This is a genomic window from Meiothermus sp. (assembly GCF_037443965.1).
Classification (GTDB): domain Bacteria; phylum Deinococcota; class Deinococci; order Deinococcales; family Thermaceae; genus Meiothermus.
Map to the genome: position 1 here is coordinate 146,546 of NZ_JBBINI010000003.1, position 15,912 is coordinate 162,457.

The 15,912-nt window shown below is 55.0% G+C and carries 15 protein-coding genes and 1 tRNA gene; 7 read left to right on the plus strand and 9 right to left on the minus strand.

Annotation, left to right across the window (positions count from 1 at the left end; all coding sequences use genetic code 11):
* Window positions 1-42 precede the first annotated feature (42 nt).
* Window positions 43-1,083, plus strand: a complete 1,041-nt coding sequence (galT, locus tag WKI89_RS03050) for a galactose-1-phosphate uridylyltransferase (protein ID WP_337867752.1) — start codon at window positions 43-45, stop codon at window positions 1,081-1,083.
* Window positions 1,084-1,463: 380 nt separating this feature from the next.
* Window positions 1,464-2,468: a M24 family metallopeptidase gene (locus tag WKI89_RS03055; protein WP_337867753.1), complete on the plus strand. Its 1,005-nt coding sequence runs from the start codon at window positions 1,464-1,466 to the stop codon at window positions 2,466-2,468.
* Window positions 2,469-2,485: 17 nt separating this feature from the next.
* Here the strand turns inward: WKI89_RS03055 and WKI89_RS03060 are convergent, their stop codons facing one another.
* Window positions 2,486-3,928: an amidase gene (locus WKI89_RS03060; protein WP_337867754.1), complete on the minus strand. Its 1,443-nt coding sequence runs from the start codon at window positions 3,926-3,928 to the stop codon at window positions 2,486-2,488.
* Between the two features lie 8 nt (window positions 3,929-3,936).
* Window positions 3,937-4,272, minus strand: coding sequence for a DUF6616 family protein (locus tag WKI89_RS03065; protein ID WP_337867755.1), 336 nt, complete (start codon window positions 4,270-4,272; stop codon window positions 3,937-3,939).
* Between the two features lie 75 nt (window positions 4,273-4,347).
* Between WKI89_RS03065 and WKI89_RS03070 the strand changes: the two genes are divergently transcribed.
* The 3 genes from WKI89_RS03070 (at window position 4,348) to WKI89_RS03080 (ending at window position 7,419) form a co-directional block, all read left to right on the plus strand.
* Window positions 4,348-5,208, plus strand: coding sequence for a helix-turn-helix transcriptional regulator (locus WKI89_RS03070; protein ID WP_337867756.1), 861 nt, complete (start codon window positions 4,348-4,350; stop codon window positions 5,206-5,208).
* Between the two features lie 322 nt (window positions 5,209-5,530).
* Window positions 5,531-6,574: a galactokinase gene (galK, locus tag WKI89_RS03075; protein ID WP_337867757.1), complete on the plus strand. Its 1,044-nt coding sequence runs from the start codon at window positions 5,531-5,533 to the stop codon at window positions 6,572-6,574.
* A gap of 29 nt (window positions 6,575-6,603) precedes the next feature.
* On the plus strand, window positions 6,604-7,419 hold the full coding sequence (locus tag WKI89_RS03080) for a PIG-L deacetylase family protein (protein WP_337867758.1): 816 nt from the start codon (window positions 6,604-6,606) through the stop codon (window positions 7,417-7,419).
* 5 nt (window positions 7,420-7,424) lie between these two features.
* Here the strand turns inward: WKI89_RS03080 and hslO are convergent, their stop codons facing one another.
* The 3 genes from hslO to WKI89_RS03095 are packed head-to-tail and all read right to left on the minus strand — an operon-like array spanning window position 7,425 to window position 9,801.
* Complete coding sequence (gene hslO / locus WKI89_RS03085) at window positions 7,425-8,351, minus strand: Hsp33 family molecular chaperone HslO (RefSeq protein ID WP_337867759.1); 927 nt, start codon at window positions 8,349-8,351, stop codon at window positions 7,425-7,427.
* A gap of 54 nt (window positions 8,352-8,405) precedes the next feature.
* On the minus strand, window positions 8,406-8,972 hold the full coding sequence (locus WKI89_RS03090; RefSeq protein WP_337867760.1) for a hypothetical protein: 567 nt from the start codon (window positions 8,970-8,972) through the stop codon (window positions 8,406-8,408).
* 52 nt (window positions 8,973-9,024) lie between these two features.
* A complete protein-coding gene (locus tag WKI89_RS03095; protein ID WP_337867761.1) occupies window positions 9,025-9,801 on the minus strand; it encodes a BTAD domain-containing putative transcriptional regulator in 777 nt (258 codons plus the stop codon).
* A 178-nt stretch (window positions 9,802-9,979) separates the two neighbouring features.
* Here WKI89_RS03095 and WKI89_RS03100 point away from each other — a divergent pair, with 178 nt between their 5' ends.
* Together WKI89_RS03100 and WKI89_RS03105 are read left to right on the plus strand one after the other, a co-directional pair.
* Complete coding sequence (locus WKI89_RS03100; RefSeq protein WP_337867762.1) at window positions 9,980-10,501, plus strand: HNH endonuclease; 522 nt, start codon at window positions 9,980-9,982, stop codon at window positions 10,499-10,501.
* A 262-nt stretch (window positions 10,502-10,763) separates the two neighbouring features.
* A complete protein-coding gene (locus WKI89_RS03105) occupies window positions 10,764-11,300 on the plus strand; it encodes a Uma2 family endonuclease (protein ID WP_337867763.1) in 537 nt (178 codons plus the stop codon).
* A 202-nt stretch (window positions 11,301-11,502) separates the two neighbouring features.
* On the opposite strand, the gene WKI89_RS03110 is transcribed toward WKI89_RS03105, so the two are convergent.
* The 4 genes from WKI89_RS03110 to WKI89_RS03125 form a co-directional block, all read right to left on the minus strand.
* Entirely contained in the window at window positions 11,503-12,726 is a 1,224-nt protein-coding gene (locus WKI89_RS03110) for a Druantia anti-phage system protein DruA (RefSeq protein WP_337867764.1), read from the minus strand.
* A 1-nt stretch (window position 12,727) separates the two neighbouring features.
* On the minus strand, window positions 12,728-14,392 hold the full coding sequence (locus tag WKI89_RS03115; protein ID WP_337867765.1) for an ATP-binding protein: 1,665 nt from the start codon (window positions 14,390-14,392) through the stop codon (window positions 12,728-12,730).
* Window positions 14,393-14,406: 14 nt separating this feature from the next.
* Complete coding sequence (locus WKI89_RS03120) at window positions 14,407-15,648, minus strand: DNA double-strand break repair nuclease NurA (RefSeq protein ID WP_337867766.1); 1,242 nt, start codon at window positions 15,646-15,648, stop codon at window positions 14,407-14,409.
* A gap of 140 nt (window positions 15,649-15,788) precedes the next feature.
* A tRNA-Gly gene (locus WKI89_RS03125) sits at window positions 15,789-15,864 on the minus strand.
* Between the last annotated feature and the right edge of the window lie 48 nt (window positions 15,865-15,912).

The following is a 15,912-nucleotide window of genomic DNA, read 5'->3' on the forward strand; positions in this document are numbered from 1 at the left end:
AGGTTTTATAGGCTGGGTCTGTACTGGACGATTGAGGTTATCATGCATAAACGCATATACCAGAAAAAAGATGGCCGCACACTCTACCTGTATGGCATGGAGCCCCACACCCTGCCCCCGCTCGAGGAAGGCGAAAACACTGGGCAAGCCCAGTCCCATGCCCGCTGGCATCCGCTCAGGCAAGAGTGGGTCGTGTTCGCGGCCAGCCGTCAGGGACGAACATTCCTGCCACCCAAAGAATACGACCCACTGGCCCCCAGCAAGCCCGGCGGCTTCCCCACCGAAATTCCCTTCGAAGATTTTGAGATTGCCGTCTTCCAGAACCGCTGGCCTTCCCTCTCCCCCCACGCGGGCGAGCCTCCAGAGGGCCTGCTGGTTCCCACCCGCGATGCCCACGGCGACTGCGAAGTGATAGTGTTTACGCCCGAACACAGCGGCAGCATCGCCACCCTCAGCCAAGAGCGGCGTGAGCTGCTGGTGCAGGTTTGGGCCGACCGCTACCGTGATCTCTATGCCCGCGACAACATCCAGTACGTGATGCCCTTCGAGAACCGGGGGGAGCAGATGGGGGTCACGCTGCACCACCCCCACGGGCAAATTTATGCCTATCCCTGGATCCCGCCCATCCTGCAAAAAGAGCTGGATGCCTTTCAAAAGAGCCCGGTACTGCTCAACCTGCTACCTCAGCTATCCCGCTACACGGTGCTGGAAGATGAACACATCCTAGCCTGCATTCCTCCCTACGCCCGCTACCCCTACGAGCTACTGGTCTTTCCCAAGCAGTTCCGACCCGGCCTGTGGGCTTTTAGCACGGACGAAATTCGCAGCTTCGCCGGCACATTGGGCCAGGTGGTGCAAAAACTGGATAACCTCTTTGGGAAACCCATGCCCTACGTGATGGCCCTGCATGCCGCCCCCAAAGGCGCCGAGGAAGTCTTCCATTTCCACGTGGAGTTCTATCCGGCCCTGCGTACCGCCGACAAACTGAAGTACCTGGCCGGCACCGAAATTGCCGCGGGCACCTTCGCTATGGATGCCCTGCCCGAAGAGACCGCCAAGACCCTGCGAGAAGTAGGCATCTGATTTGTGAGCCAAATGCTTTTCCTGCACCCCACTCCCATCCGCGCTATTTCCCTATGGCACTAAGTGTCTCCATAGTCGAAATGCCAGATCCGATCCCCAAAGATCAGTGGGGAATTGCGTCAGGTACGCCTTGCCGATTCCGCTGGTTTTGCCAATCTACCCTGGCGCAACTTAACTCTCTGGCAAGTCTACGCGCTGTATTATACCGTTTCCGCTTGAATCCTTCACCGCCATGCGTAGTCATAGGTGAAGGATTCAAGCCGACCGAAGGGAGTAGAAAAGCATTTCGGCAGTATCGTTTAGACTTTCAAAAGTGAACGATACTGTCGGAATGCGTATTACTTCCATATATCTGGAATAAAAAAGTGTTAGCATAAGCCATGAACACCACAGCGCTGGCCCGCCTGCGTTCCTGGATGGAAACCCAGGGCTTTGTACGTTTTTTCGTGCAACAGCCAGAAAACTTTGCCTGGCTTACCGGTGGCGGCGACAATACAGTTGTTACCTTTCGCCCGGTGGGGGCCTGGTTGGAAATTACCCGCGACACCGTACGTCTACATTCCTCTCAGATCGAGGCCGGACGCCTTCTGGACGAAGAGGTGCCGGGGATAGAGGTGGTGCGCTATGCTTGGTACAGCCCGCCGTCCTCGGAAGGACCCAACGATGTGGAGCACGACCTCACCGCTTTGCGGCTGGTGCTCTCCGAGAAAGAACAGGCACACTACCGTAGCCTAGGCCAGGATGCAGCTACCGCACTGGGCGAGAGTCTTCGCTTTGCCGACCCCGACTGGAGCGAGTACGAACTGGCTGGAGCCATTGCCGAAGAACTTCTGTCCAAAGGCATCCAGCCCTTGGTCTTGCTGGTCGCGGGTGAGGAGCGGCTATTCCGCTACCGCCACCCCATCCCCAAACAACGTCCCCTGGGGCGGTTGTTTATGGGAGTTATCTGCGGGCGACGGCACGGCCTTGTTGCCAACGTGAGCCGTCTGCGCAGCTTTGGTCACCCGGAAGCCCAGCACCTCAACCGGCAGATCTGTCAGGTCGAGGCGGCAGCGCTCGAGGCCTCGAGGCCCGGTGCTACCTTAGGCGAGGTGTTGGAAAAAATCCGTGCTGGCTACAACGGGATTGGCCGGGCCAGCGAGTTCGAGAACCATCACCAGGGTGGCCTGACTGGCTACCGTAGCCGCGAGGTGTTGGCCCGGCCTGGCAACCCCACCAAACTGGAACCTGGCATGGTGCTGGCCTGGAACCCCAGCCTGTCCGGCGCCAAGGTCGAGGACACCTTCTTGCTAACCGAGACCGGATTGGAAAACCTCACCACCGACCTCAAATGGCCCATGATGCGGGTGGAAGGGCGTTTGCGACCAATGGTTTTTGAAGGGTAGGACTCCTCCGGATACCACTAGCCCACAGAAATTGACGGAGCTCTATTTCGCCAGGGAATGGTCTGCTCGAGCTGTGCCGCAAGTTGCAGCAAGGTATCCTCGCCACCGAACCGGGCAGTAAGTTGTATCCCAACCGGCAGGCCCTCTGGGCTCTGTTGCAGGGGAAGTGAGATAGCTGGTAGGCCGGTCATATTGGCAGGCATGGTGAAGGGTAAACGAGCAGCGTAGGCATGGTCGTACCAACCCTGGGCATCCAGATCGGGATCGTTGGCGTTGAGGAGCCCCAAAGGGAGCGCGGTAGAAGGCATGGTTGGGGTGAGGAAAAGATCGTAATGCTGGTGAAAGGCCCCAACAACGCGGGTAACCGTGTTCTGTACCGCCTGGGCATATTCCAGATCAAGGGCCTTAAGGCCAAGCCCATGTTGGAAGCTGGCCCAAACAGTAGCTTCGAGATTCTCTGGGCTAGGTTTGCGGCCCACCATCTGCCCTAGGTTCAGAATGGCGGCGGCTAGAAAGCTGCACCACATGATCAAATTCGCCTTATCAAAACTCTCTGCATCAAATTCTGGAGCGGCCTCCTCGAGGTGGTGCCCAAGGGCCTCTAGATGTCGAGCAGTGGCTTCCAACGCTTGCACACAAGCCGGTTCAACGGGAACCCCATTGTAGGTCTTAGCACTGAAAGCTATCCGCAGCGGCGAGGGTAGTTGCTGGATGACCTTAGCATAGGGCTGGGCGGGAGGGGGTATCTGGTACTTATCGCCGACCCCTGGACCGTGGGTGGCGTCCAGCATCAGGGCAGTGTCACGTACCGTGCGACTGACCACGTGCTCAACTCCCATGCCGTAAAAGGCCTCACCAAAGGTGGGGCCAGGCGGGTTACGCATTCTAGTGGGCTTGAGCCCTACCAGACCGCACCAGGCTGCTGGGATGCGAATAGAGCCACCACCATCGGTAGCATGGGCCATAGGCACAATACCTGCGGCCACGGCAGCCGCTGAGCCACCGCTACTACCCCCGGCACTTCGCTCAAGGTTCCAGGGGTTGCGGGTAGGCCCAAACAACACCGGTTCGGTAGAAGGGCAATAGGCCATCTCGGGGCAGTTGGTGCGCCCAAGGGTGTTAAGGCCAGCCTGTTTATAGCGCTGACCCAGGTCAGTGTCTATGGGTGCGACCAGCACCCCATGCAATAGACGGCTCCCAAATTCCAGCCTCAGGCCCTGTTGCATGGTCACATGATCTTTGAGCAAAAAGGGTACACCATAAAAGTAGCCTTGTTGCGGCTGCTGAGCAAAGCGAGTGGGCCAGTCCTCTAGGGTCTCGATGACTGCATTGATCTGAGGGTTGACCTGTTGTATAGCACTCAAGGCCGTCTCAGCAAGTTCCCGGGGACTCACCTGCCGCTGGCGAACCAGCTCGGCCAGACCTACTCCATCGTAGGTAATGTACTCATCTAAGCGCATACGACCTCCTACAAGGCGATGTGTTGATCAATGACCTCTTCAGGGCTCTGGGCAAGGCCACGAAGGTTGGTTTGCTCAAAATATTCGTACCAGCCGCTGGCCTCCACAGCATCTTCAAAGTTGCGGGCCACCTCGAGATTGGGGAAGCTCCAGACCGCAAAGTATGTGGCCTCGGCGCGGTGCGAGGTATCTAGGTCGTTGAGATTCCACGAGATTACCTTGACCCCCTGTTGACTCAACTCAACTATGGCCTGACCCACTCCTTGCATGAAGCTGCTGCGCTCCTCGGAACTGGCCTGAAGCCACTTGGCTTTGGGTGTCCATTGCTCGACCAAAATGTACATTTACCCCTCCTCAACGTGTTAGATTGAACGTATACTATATTCGGTTAACCCGCTTTTCTATAGGAAAATTTTCCTATGCTGCCTACCAACTCTCAACAGGCTCAAGACTTGCTGCACAATCCTGCAGCCTTGCGCCGCCTGCTTCTTGACCCATCAAGAAGAACACTTCCCCGCTCAATGCTTGACTGCGGGGCGCATATGATCCTCTACGCAACCGAAGTTTCTGAAATACTGCAAATGGGATTATCTTACCTAACTCACACCCTAGATGCTGTTCGCTGCGATGCTGGTTTCGGGCATCCCCATGACCAAGTATTCGTCTCGACACAGCAATATATCCATACCGACTATTTTGCTCACAATGTGGTGGGCTTGCCACTGCCGAACCAACATGCTCTTGTGCAGACGGTTTGGTACAGCACACAGCCCTGTTACTTCAACATTGCTCAGGATCCGGCCTACGCCGATGTACGTCAGACTGAGGCTCTGCAAGATAGTTGGGTGGTGCTAGTTCGACGTATGGAGGTGAGCGGAGTTCCTTTCGGAATTTTATGCGTGGATGACACTTTACGGCTACGCGAGTGGAGCCCAAGGCAGCACTGGCTTTTTGAGCAGTTTATTATCACCATGCTTTCACCGCTATGCTATCTCAACCGTTTGAGCCATGGTCACCCACGCACCAAACCTACCGGAGCAGAGCTCGAGGTGATTGCTTGGTCGGCTCAGGGATATTCCTATGCTGAAATCGCTGAACATCTAGGTAAATCGGTGCGAACGGTACGCAATCAGCTTGCCAGCGCTCGGGAAAAACTAGGGGCGAGAAATCAGGTAGAGCTGATTCGTTTATGCCGGGTATGGCTAGAGGAATTTGATCTCAAAAGATTGGTGGATGTCAAAGAGCTCATCAAGGTATGTACACCTACCAACTCACATTGAAAGTGGGTTATCTGGCAACTCAAGTTATGTATAGGGAGATATGATAACACAGGTGTTTGAACTCGCCGTAGAAGTGTCGTTCAAAGCGGTTCGTTTATTGCCTGTGTAATACCATCTCTTCGCGTAAGTGGCGCTAGGTGCTTTCAAGGGTCTCTTTTTTTGCCTGTTGAGTCACCTAAGCACGGACTTGGTACAACAAGCTGGCGAGGTCAATGATTCTCCTGCCATTACCTGTAGGTCTTCTTTTCGAGAAGCACCCAGGGCCGAGCGGCAACCCCACAAAGCTGCATCTGGTTGCTTCCTGCCGTATGCTAAACAGGCCATGTTTAAAGATATTTTTGGCACCGAACCTACCGTTTCTGTCTCGGCTCCAGGCCGCGTAAACCTGCTGGGCGAACACACCGACTACAACGGGGGGTTTGTCTTTCCTACGCCCCTCCCCTACCAGACCTATATCGAAGCCGCTGCTGCTGAAGGCATCGAAGCCTACGCCGAGAACTTTCAGGAGCACAAAAGCCGGGGGATGGATGTAGCCAAGCAGGGAGACTGGCTGGATTACCTCGCGGGCTGTGTGTGGGTTGTGCGCGAGCAGGGGTATGCCGTGCCGGGTCTGCGGGCCTACATCCGCAGCGAGGTACCCATGAGCGGGGGGCTCTCGAGCTCGGCGGCGCTGGAGGTAGCCACCCTGCGGGCCCTGCGCGCCCTCTATGGCCTTCCCCTCGACGACGTGCAGATTGCCCGGCTGGCCCAGCAGGCCGAGGTGGAGTACGTAGGGGTGCGCTGCGGCATCATGGATCAGATGGCCTCGTCGGTGGGGCGGCTGGGGTACGGGCTGTTCCTGGATACCCAGAACCTGAGCACCCGGCTGGCGCCCTTGCCGCAAGGCTACCGGGTAGCCGTGGTGGACTCGGCGGTGCCGCGCCGCCTGGCCGAGTCGGGCTACAACACCCGCCGAAGCGAGTGTGAGCGAGCCTGTGAGCTGCTGGGTGTGGAATCGTTGCGCGAACTGACACCCACCGATCTGCCCCGCATCGAGGCCCTGCCCGAACCCTATGACCGCCGAGCCCGCCACGTGGTGAGCGAAAACCAGCGCGTACTGGATGGAGTGCAGGCGCTGGAACAGGGCGACATTCAGCGCTTTGGCGAGCTGATGGTGGCCTCGCACATCTCGCTGCGCGACGACTACGAGGTCTCAATTCCCGAACTGGACGAGCTGGTAGAAGCCGAGTTGCGCCACGGGGCCGTAGGAGCCCGCCTGACCGGGGCCGGTTTTGGCGGTTCGACGGTGGCGTTGGTCGAGGAGTCTAAATACGAAGATTTCAAAAAGGGTGTCTTGCAGGACTATCCCAGGGCGCGGTTTTTTTGAGCTCGAGGCCCTCGAGTATAATCCCGGCCATGGCCGAGCTTCCCCCCATCCTGGCGGTATTCGCCCACCCCGACGACGAAGCCTTCCCCACCGGCGGCACCCTGGCCCATTACGCCCGGCGGGGGCATCCGGTCTACCTGGCTTGCGCAACAAGGGGCGAGGCCGGACAGCTCAAGGACCCTACCCTCACCGTGGAGGATATGGGCGCATGGCGCACCCAGGAGCTCGAGGCTTCCTGTCGGGCCCTGGGCATTGAGCCCCCCATCTTTCTGGGCTACCGCGACTCCGGGCGCAACGAGCGGCTCCGCCGCGACGACCTCCAGGCCCTCCACAACGCCAACCTGTGGGAGGTGGAAGCCAAAATCCGCGACCTGATTGCAGCGCTTCAGCCCAAAATCCTGATTACCTTCGACCCCCACGGGGGTTACGGACACCCCGACCACCTGGTCGTGCACCGCGCCGTTGCCGCCGCGTTCTACTCCTCGGGGTATCTACCCCATCCACCCCAACGCCTTTTCTACAGCGTCTTCACCATCGAGCGCGCCACCGCCATGCAGCAAAGCGGTCAGGCCGACAGCATCCTGGGCGGCCTCGACCCCAAGGTGTTCGGCGTGGCCGAGAATACCCTGGCGGTTCGAATGGACGTACAAAGCTATCTACCGCAAAAGCGGGCAGCCATTGCCGCCCATCGCTCGCAGTTCGCCGACCGCATCCAGGCCATGAACGCCAACCTCGAGCGCCTAACCCTTATGGAGCAAATGCTCTCGGTGGAAACCTTCGCCTTGGGCGGAACCCGCGGCCCTATCACACGCTGGCCCTTACAGGACTTGTTTGATGGTCTGTAAAGCGCTCAGGCTTTAGGTGCCTCAGGTACAAAACCCTCGCCCAAGGATAGGGAACGGATTTCCTCGGGAGTGATCTGGTATTTCTGGGCACACCAGTGGCAAGAAACCTCAGCCCCTCCATCCTGTACAATCATGTCTTCCCGTTCTTCGGGCGAAAAATAGATTAGCGCATTTAAGGCCCGTTCGCGGCTGCAACGACAACGGAAGGAAAGCGGAATGTGGCCCTGATGGAAGCCCACCACGCTGAGGTCGGTAGGGTCGTAGTCCAACCCCTCCATCAGGGTTTCGACAGCCCTGTCCAACCCTTTTTCCAGTAGCAAATCGCTGATGCTGGCGCGGCCTTGCAGGTTTTGCTCGAGCCGCTCGATCACTTCCTCCGGGCAACCCGGCAACACCTGAATCGCCACCCCACCCGCCACATGTACCGTACCCGCACCATTGACCCGCACCCCCAACAATACCGCCGAGGGGATTTGCTCGGACTGCCACAGGTAGCGGGCCAGGTCTTCGGCAATTTCGCCGCTCACCAGCTCCACGCTGGACTGATAGAGTTCTTCGTTGGATAAGAGCCGGTCTACTTTGAGTTCACCCTGGCCGATGGCTGCCCCCACATCGAGTTTGCCGTCGGTGCGCAGGGGAGGATGGGCCTGGGGATTTTTTACGTAGCCCCGCACAAACCCATCCGGCGCGGCTTCCACCACCGGCCCACCCAGTGGCCCATCGCCCACAAACTGCAGGCTCACCCGCTCTTTAGGGGTTTTGGAGAGCAGAAAGGTTAGCAGCAAAACCCCGCTCATAGCCCGGCCCAGTGCAGCAGTAGCCGTAGGGGAAAGTTGGTGACGCTCACGAGCTTCCTCGGCAATATCGGTGGTCTCTACAGCCAGCACCCGCAGGTTCCCCTCGGCAGCCAGCCCACGAATCAAACGACCCATAACTTTCCGATTGTAGCAGCAGCGCTGCCCGTAAAAGGGTGTTGGTTCAGGGTTTCATCGGCATCGGTTGCTGGCTCCAAAACTGGCCACTTCCTTACCATCGAAAAAGGGAAAGCGCTTGTCCAAGTTAGAAAGCACGCGGGTGTACAACTGCCCATCCTGGGCCCTGAGCACCAGCAACCACTCGGTTCCAAAAAGCACCACCCGCCAGCGGCCTTGGTGTTGGTTGGCGGAGTACGAGCCTGGCAAGATACCCATACTGCCCCCTGGAGCCGAGTCGGCCGGGTTGAGGGTAAAAGAACCCCCACTGGTGCGATAAGCGGTCTGCCAGGGGCGCTCAGCGCTGCCCTGGTAGGCATAGGCACCGTTGCTCTCAGCCCACCGCGCCGCCCACTCGACCACAAAACCCAGCGTGGCCTCGTCGGCCCAGTGCAGATCCTCCAACACCAGCGCCCGATCTCCCGCCAAAAGACGCGCCCCTTCTAGGAGTGCGTTCAGCAGCCGCACCCTGGCCACCTCGGGGTTGGGGTCGGGCTCGGGATTGGGAGCGGGAAGCTGGGGAAGCAAGCGCCTGAGTTCCTGGCGGGTCGCTTCCGGCAAAATCCCCAGGGACGCTAGCATCGCCTCCAAAGCCCGCACCAGCGGATGAAAGGGGCTTTGCAGCTGACTCTCCTCAGCCCGCAGCACCAACGCCCCTGCCCAAGCGGGTCTTCCCGACCCCGCCCTCGCCGCTGATCAGCACCAGCCCCGGAGCAGAAGCCCAGCGGGCCAGTTGTTCACGAGCCGTCTGGCGACCCACCATTGGAATCTCGGCAGACGAAACCACTTCCTCCGCCGAACTGGCCTGTAAAGGACCCTGTACCAGCGCAACGGTCTGGGGTAGGGGCTTCAGCCCCAGTTCGTCCTGTAGACGCTTCTCGAGCCGACCCAACAGCTCTAAAGCCCGCTCCCGCTGGCCCAGCTTCTGGGCCAGCGGGATGGCCCTGGCATACAACTCTTCCGAAAGCCAGTCGGTCTGAATCAGTTTTTCCAACTGCTCCAAAGCCTGCGTTGCCTGCCCCAACTGCTCCAACTGCCCTACCCGCCCCAGCATCGCCTCACACCAGCACCGGTTCCAGTACTCGCGCTGGGCCTGCAGCCAGTCGTCCAAGGTGTTGGTATCTGCCTCCAGACCGGCTAAAAACTCACTCCGCCACAGGCTTAGGGCGCTTTCCCAATCCCCTTCGGCCCTGGCCTGCTCAAACTGGCCCAGGTCACTCTGTCCCACAAACCGTACGGTGGAACCGTCCAGCTCGAGCATCGTCCCCAGCAACTTACCCTTGAGCCCCCGGAGCAACTGCCGTAGGTTGGTGCGGGCAATGGGCTCCGGGTGGTCGGGCCAGAGCAGGTACACCAGCCGCTCGCGCCCCACCGGAACCCCCTCGGTAGCCAAAAAGGCCGCCAGCGCCACCCCTTTACCCGGTAAGAGCTGGTCAGGCGGATGTCCTGCTCGAGGGCGGGTGGGCCGAGGAAGCGGGCTCTGAGGCGCATATCTTTGGGTTCATTGTAGCGGGCCTGAAGCCTTGCTCCGGTTCATTGTGCCGTATTGCTCTAGAATCCTCTGACATGTTTCGAGTATCCTGAAATACGTGAACCTCGACTCCCCCCGCATCCTGGTGCTCAACGCCGGGTACGAGCCCCTGGGCCTGGCCAGCGTCAAGCGGGCCGTCATCCTGGTCATGAACGGAACCGCCGAGGTGGTCGAGGAAAGCGGCGAATACCTACGAACTCCCAGCACCCCCTACCCCATTCCCAGCATCATCCGCCTCAAACGTCTTGTTCGCCGCCCTCCGGGGCGGCTTGCGCTTAACCGGCGCAACATTCTGCGTCGCGATGCCTACACCTGCCAGTACTGCGGCAAGCGCGGGAGCGACCTTACGGTAGACCACGTCTTCCCGAAGAGCCGCGGGGGCCGCAGCATCTGGGAAAACCTGGTAACCGCCTGCCGTCCTTGCAACCTCAAGAAGAAAAACCGCACGCCCGAGGAGGCCGGGATGCGCCTAGCCCGCCGCCCCATCGCTCCCCGTCACAGCCTGCTGCTGGTAGCCGACCTGCCCCACCTGCCCGAGACCTGGCGCATGTATCTGCCCGACATGGACCATCACCGCTAACCCAAAACCTGCTCGACCCGCCCCGCTCCGAAGGTGCCCCTTGATCTCGTACGGATGTGGCCTAGCCGGTCGGGATGGCCCGCACAATGCCCTCGGTCGGTAGGCCGGTGCACGGGTCAGTCTTTGGCACGGTGTCGGCTTTGCAACCGATTTTGAGGCTGGAACATCGTAGGGGTTTATAGATTCAGCCGTTGACCCAGACGCCCTTTGCAAAGAACACACAAGCTGCGGAATGGCCTTTTTCGTTTGCTACAATGACGTTATGGTTGCGCTCAAAAAATGGAAGGTAGACGAGCTCCTTGCCATTGACAAGGCAGGTCTACTGAACCCCGAGAAGCGCGTCGAGCTGATTGAAGGGGAATTGTACGAGATGCCTATTGGAGAAAACCACGCCAGCATTCTGATGCGCCTCAACAGCATTCTGGTTCCTCAATTTGCCGGTCGGGCTTTGGTCAACATCCAAAACCCATTGCGGTTGGGCGAGTTTGGCCTACCCCAACCCGATTTAGCTCTCCTGGAACCCAGCCCCGACTTCTATGCCCAGCGCCATCCCGAGCCTTCCAACGTCTACCTGCTAATTGAAATAGCCGATAGTACCCTCAAATACGACCAGGAAGTCAAGCTACCCAGCTACGCCCGCAACGGTGTGCGCGAGGTTTGGATAGTAGACGTGGCTGCTGGGCAGACTTTGGTCTACCGCAATCCTCAGGGATCCGGCTACCAAACTCTGGAGGTAGTGCCCGCAGGCCAGCCTATCCACCCGAGTGCTTTTCCCGAGGACGCGATCCTGCCACTGTAGGGGCACTCAAAGTTTCTCCAAACCTCGCTGTTCCAAAAGCGAAGTTTTCGAATACCCAAGGTTCGCAAGGCTTGGGTTCTGGTTTGGTCATGGACAGCTTGCTCTGGTTCAGCATGACCGCTACCGTCCAGTTCAATGGCCAGTCTCTTCTCGCGGCAGTAAAGTCGGAATAATCTCAAGCACGGCAGGATTCAAGGCAAAACTAGATATTGAAGGTCGAACGACGGAAACTTCTAACAGCTCCCTCGACATCACTTCTCTGTTTGCGCTTTACGAGCCAACGATCTTTCCAGTAGCTTACCAATGAGCGCATCGGGTAGTCGAAATACTCTAACTTTTTTTGCTCCCCTCGGAGAAACTCTCTTGCGTTTTCTGCGAGAGGTATTGCATAAATATTTCTTTGGAAGGAATGGCGAAGTAGAAAATCCGCATCAAAACCTAGATACTCTGCAGCAGTCCTTATCAAGCGGAATCGCCAGCTTGGGCCATCTCCAAATTTATTCGTTACTACTAAACCAACACTCCCTAGGTACTCCTGCATCGCAGTAACGGTAGCATCAGTCAGATGCAGAGTCCCGTAACCTTTGGTTTGACCGATAGGTATATATAGTTTTTGCTGCTCGTAGTTGAGGCGGTTATACTGTGAGCTATTCCCGTAAAGGCTGGTCGTAAAAATGCATGCCAGCTCATTAGCCGTCCTTTGAGATATGTTAGTCACGCGCCCCTTGTATTTCTGCTTGTATATTTTGCGAACTTCGTTTGACGCTAGGATATAGGAGGCCAACTTCCCCCCGAGTAAGTAATTATATGGCGGCATCGCGCCCAAAATGTACGCGTCCATCGTGTAAATTAGATTCTTCGTTCGTGTCTTGGTGTCCCAACCCACCCACATATCTCTCTCGGGTATATGCACAATGGAACTACCTAGGGCAGCCAATGCGATCACTGGTTTACCCGGCAAAGCTCTATCACGGATAAGCAACTTAATACGTCTACCGACATATTCGCTGTATGGTGAAGACCAGTAGAATCGGAATATCCTGAATGTATCAATCTGCTTTTGGGTTTCGCAAACTTCAATCATAGGTTCAATACTGGAGTTCCAGACCGCCTCACCATCCGCTAAGTTTCCTCGTGCCAGGGCCAAATGGCGACCTATCCAAGCCTCATGCTTTTTGAGTGACTCTTCGCGCTTCATTTGCATCGAATGTTTGACTAGTTGCTTGTCATATGTATCTGGTGGCTCAAGAATGACCCGCTTGGATTGAGCATCAAAATCCCAATGCCAGCCCAGACGCATCAAGTCTCTTAGAATTAGTAGTCTAACCTTCTCTTCAATGGAAGAGGTTGTAATCGGAAAGTCGGCCCGGCCCTCATGAAGGTATTCCCTCAGCTTATGATGACGCCCGACACCTATCTCCAGCATGTTATGAGAATAACGAGTCCTGATAAACTTTACTACTGATCAATTCTTCAAACTCAGTCACGCGAACCGGGAGTGCAAACGCCTGGTCAGACGAGACCATATACAAGTTGCCCCGAATGGTCTCTCGCTGTATGAAGTTTGCAATCACACCGTCATAGTTGATGTTGGACTTCACAAGCGCCTTAATGTCATCGGAGTTACCCATGTGGAAGGCGAAAAAGTTCTCTGCCTGGGTCCGAATCTCATCCGAGATAGCTGATGGACGTTGCGTGACGGCCACCAAGCCAAGACCGAATTTTCGCCCCTCCTTCGCAACTCTAACAAATGGATTGGCGTTCGAGCGAACGAATTCCTCCGAAAGGACGTTTTGAGCTTCTTCAATAAATAATACCGCGTTGATAACCTCCTTTTGCTCGTCTGACGTAAAGTGGCGCTTATTGTCTTCGAATAGTTTTCTAACAAATAGGGTCGAAATAATGCTCGCATCCATGTTGTCCTTGAGTGACAAATCAATGATGACTGTTTTACCCTGACGCAAGTACTTGAAGACATCTTCAATCAGTGTAGACTTGCTATCGTGTAGTCCTTTACCCTCATCAATCAGGTGGCGAACACGTTTCCTAATGGCAACGATTGTCTTCCTGGCACTGACATCCTCCTTATTCCCTCTCGTACTGTTCTTTTTCTGCTCTCCAAAGAAATCTGAAAAGTCTTGATGCAATAGTTGTGGCTTATCAACATATTTATCTATGTTGCTAATAAAATTTTCCACCGCCTCATTGTCTAGGTAGAGCAAAAATGACTTCATCACCTCAGAAAAACCGGCTCCAAAACTTAGAATGTCACCAGGTGTCAAGTGTTTATGCATATTTAGCAAGACCTTTCCAGCATTATGGAAACGTCCCTTATACATTTCTGGAACTTTCTTATCTGTGTAGACAATAACGTTATCTCGAATCTGCGGCTCATCAATGTCACCAAGGCCATAAGTCTTTGTCCCACGAAGAAAATACTCACCATTGAGATCAAAAACCAATTTCCCGTAAGAAGTATCTTTCGCCATATGATAAAGCAAGACTTTCACTAAGTTAGTCTTACCAAAACCGGATTGAGCAAACACCATAGTGCGTCTTTCTCGCAACTTACTTATGTCAAAAAGAATCTGCCCTTTGTCTTGAAATACTGTTTCACCGACACATAAGTGACCAACTGGTACGCCGTTTTCGTTAGTCTTGTTAAGAATGGCTGCAATTTCTCGTTTGTTCAAGTGACGAGCAATATATGAAACTGTCGGCAACTTACGAACTGCGGTAGTAAAGATAAGGCTTTGCCCGCTATCTGTAAACGTCCCCAAAATACGTACCTTGTATGTGTAGCTAAACATCTTCTGCTTATCTCGCTCGGAAAGCTCTCTCTCAGCAATACGAGCGTAGTGTACAGCAATAAGTGTTTTATCTTGGGACTTAAATATAGGGTCTTCATCGTAAATCTCAGCCTCTACTCGAGCCAGGAACTTGGTGTTATTTTCGTCCTTTGGGGTCAAGACAATGAAGTCTCCAGTTTGGGGGCTGGACTTCGCGTCCTCATATGAAGAATAGATCAACAGCGAATCCTCAGTGGTTTTTTGACCGTACAGAACGCCAAAGTCTGCTTTCGTAGTGGACATCCGATCCTCCAAAACTAGAAACGGTCGTGCATATCGAGAAACAGATTCTCGATCTCAACATGATCCATGCGCTGATCCTTGTACAGTGAGTATTTAAGTCGGCTAATAAGTTGTTCCTTGAAGTTTCGTTTTAACGAAATAAAGTTATGAGCCTCGGCGAGTGGGTATGGATAGCCCAAAATGTAATGTTCCTGCGTGAGACGTGTCAGCTCCCGAGTAGTAGATTCCAACATCGCCCTATTACGCGCCAATTCCTTCTGCTCTATGCCTGGAATTGCATCAAATATGTTCATATCAATAACAACCCAATCGTAGTTTTGAAGTTTTTCGACGTAGTCCAATCTCGCTACAAGGAATAGACCGAAACCACGACCACCCCTAATGTCCTTTTTTATGAACATGCCTCCACCTCGATAGGCTGACTCGAGAACAACCTCAGGAACTTCAAACCAACAACAGAGCTTTTGACGCTTTGGGTCTTTTGCTGAGAACTGATAGTTGGGCTTAAGCTGATCCTGCAAGTAGGTATCTATCTGCTTGAAGGTATATGAAAGCTCCATCTTGATAGGGGACTGCTTTGTAATGGCCAATATGCGAATATTCTTGCTTGAGACATATTTCCCAATTTGGACGGAGTATTCCTGTTTGATTTGAATGGGTCTTAAAGTCCCATCTCGAAGGATGAAGTCACCAGGCTTTGTGTCTTCAAGACTGGCGATTTCGAACACCAGAGCAAGCTCGAGAACTTCCTGGCAAAAGGACAAGAGCGTAGATAGGTTCGTGCAGATAGTCTCCCTAGAATAGGCAAAGGCTTTCGAGGGGTCGTCCAGAACATTCCAGAAGCTCAGCAGTTTTTTGACGGGTTCGAGGTCGAGTAACTCGTCATAGATCGAGAGCAGATCGTTTGGGGCCGCAACAAGAATATTCTCGGGATAATATGCCTTACCCAGGATAACTGGATCATCAAGTTGATTGACTCGGATCTGTTTACCTTCCTTAAAGCAGACGTAACCAGCGGCGTAGATGCCTATAGAGAGGCCGTTGTAGAACTGTTCGCTGTTATAGCTGCCGTCAACTGCATAGAATCTACGTTCTGAGTTGTCGATTTGATCAAACGGTATGATTTCAAACACTTGGGGAGTCTCAACGTTGCTATCGTTGCCAACAACAGGAATACCGTAGTTCTTATTACTACGGCTATTTATGTGCTTGGCCACTTGCTCAATTGCAGCGTCTGGAATTTCTTTATGAGACATAATCGTTACCTGAGTCTATCAGGAAAAAATATTACCACCTGTTTAGGTTGCTCTCTTAAGCAATACCCAGCCTCAAATACATGCTGCAAAAAAAAGCAAAAAGGCCTCAAGGGGTTAGCCTCGAGGCCTTGGTTTTATTATGGAGCGGGAAACGAGACTCGAACTCGCGACCCCAACCTTGGCAAGGTTGTGCTCTACCAACTGAGCTATTCCCGCAAAGAAAAAACCTCTGCACTGCCCTACTCTCCCAGAGCCCTTCGACTC

Excerpts from the sequence above, each read along its gene's own strand:
- galT (WP_337867752.1), top strand. The coding sequence starts at position 43 with ATGCATAAACGCATATACCAGAAAAAAGATGGCCGCACACTCTACCTG.
- WKI89_RS03055 (WP_337867753.1), top strand. The coding sequence starts at position 1,464 with ATGAACACCACAGCGCTGGCCCGCCTGCGTTCCTGGATGGAAACCCAG.
- WKI89_RS03060 (WP_337867754.1), bottom strand. The coding sequence starts at position 3,928 with ATGCGCTTAGATGAGTACATTACCTACGATGGAGTAGGTCTGGCCGAG.
- WKI89_RS03065 (WP_337867755.1), bottom strand. The coding sequence starts at position 4,272 with ATGTACATTTTGGTCGAGCAATGGACACCCAAAGCCAAGTGGCTTCAG.
- WKI89_RS03070 (WP_337867756.1), top strand. The coding sequence starts at position 4,348 with ATGCTGCCTACCAACTCTCAACAGGCTCAAGACTTGCTGCACAATCCT.
- galK (WP_337867757.1), top strand. The coding sequence starts at position 5,531 with ATGTTTAAAGATATTTTTGGCACCGAACCTACCGTTTCTGTCTCGGCT.
- WKI89_RS03080 (WP_337867758.1), top strand. The coding sequence starts at position 6,604 with ATGGCCGAGCTTCCCCCCATCCTGGCGGTATTCGCCCACCCCGACGAC.
- hslO (WP_337867759.1), bottom strand. The coding sequence starts at position 8,351 with ATGGGTCGTTTGATTCGTGGGCTGGCTGCCGAGGGGAACCTGCGGGTG.
- WKI89_RS03090 (WP_337867760.1), bottom strand. The coding sequence starts at position 8,972 with ATGCTAGCGTCCCTGGGGATTTTGCCGGAAGCGACCCGCCAGGAACTC.
- WKI89_RS03105 (WP_337867763.1), top strand. The coding sequence starts at position 10,764 with ATGGTTGCGCTCAAAAAATGGAAGGTAGACGAGCTCCTTGCCATTGAC.
- WKI89_RS03110 (WP_337867764.1), bottom strand. The coding sequence starts at position 12,726 with ATGCTGGAGATAGGTGTCGGGCGTCATCATAAGCTGAGGGAATACCTT.
- WKI89_RS03115 (WP_337867765.1), bottom strand. The coding sequence starts at position 14,392 with ATGTCCACTACGAAAGCAGACTTTGGCGTTCTGTACGGTCAAAAAACC.
- WKI89_RS03120 (WP_337867766.1), bottom strand. The coding sequence starts at position 15,648 with ATGTCTCATAAAGAAATTCCAGACGCTGCAATTGAGCAAGTGGCCAAG.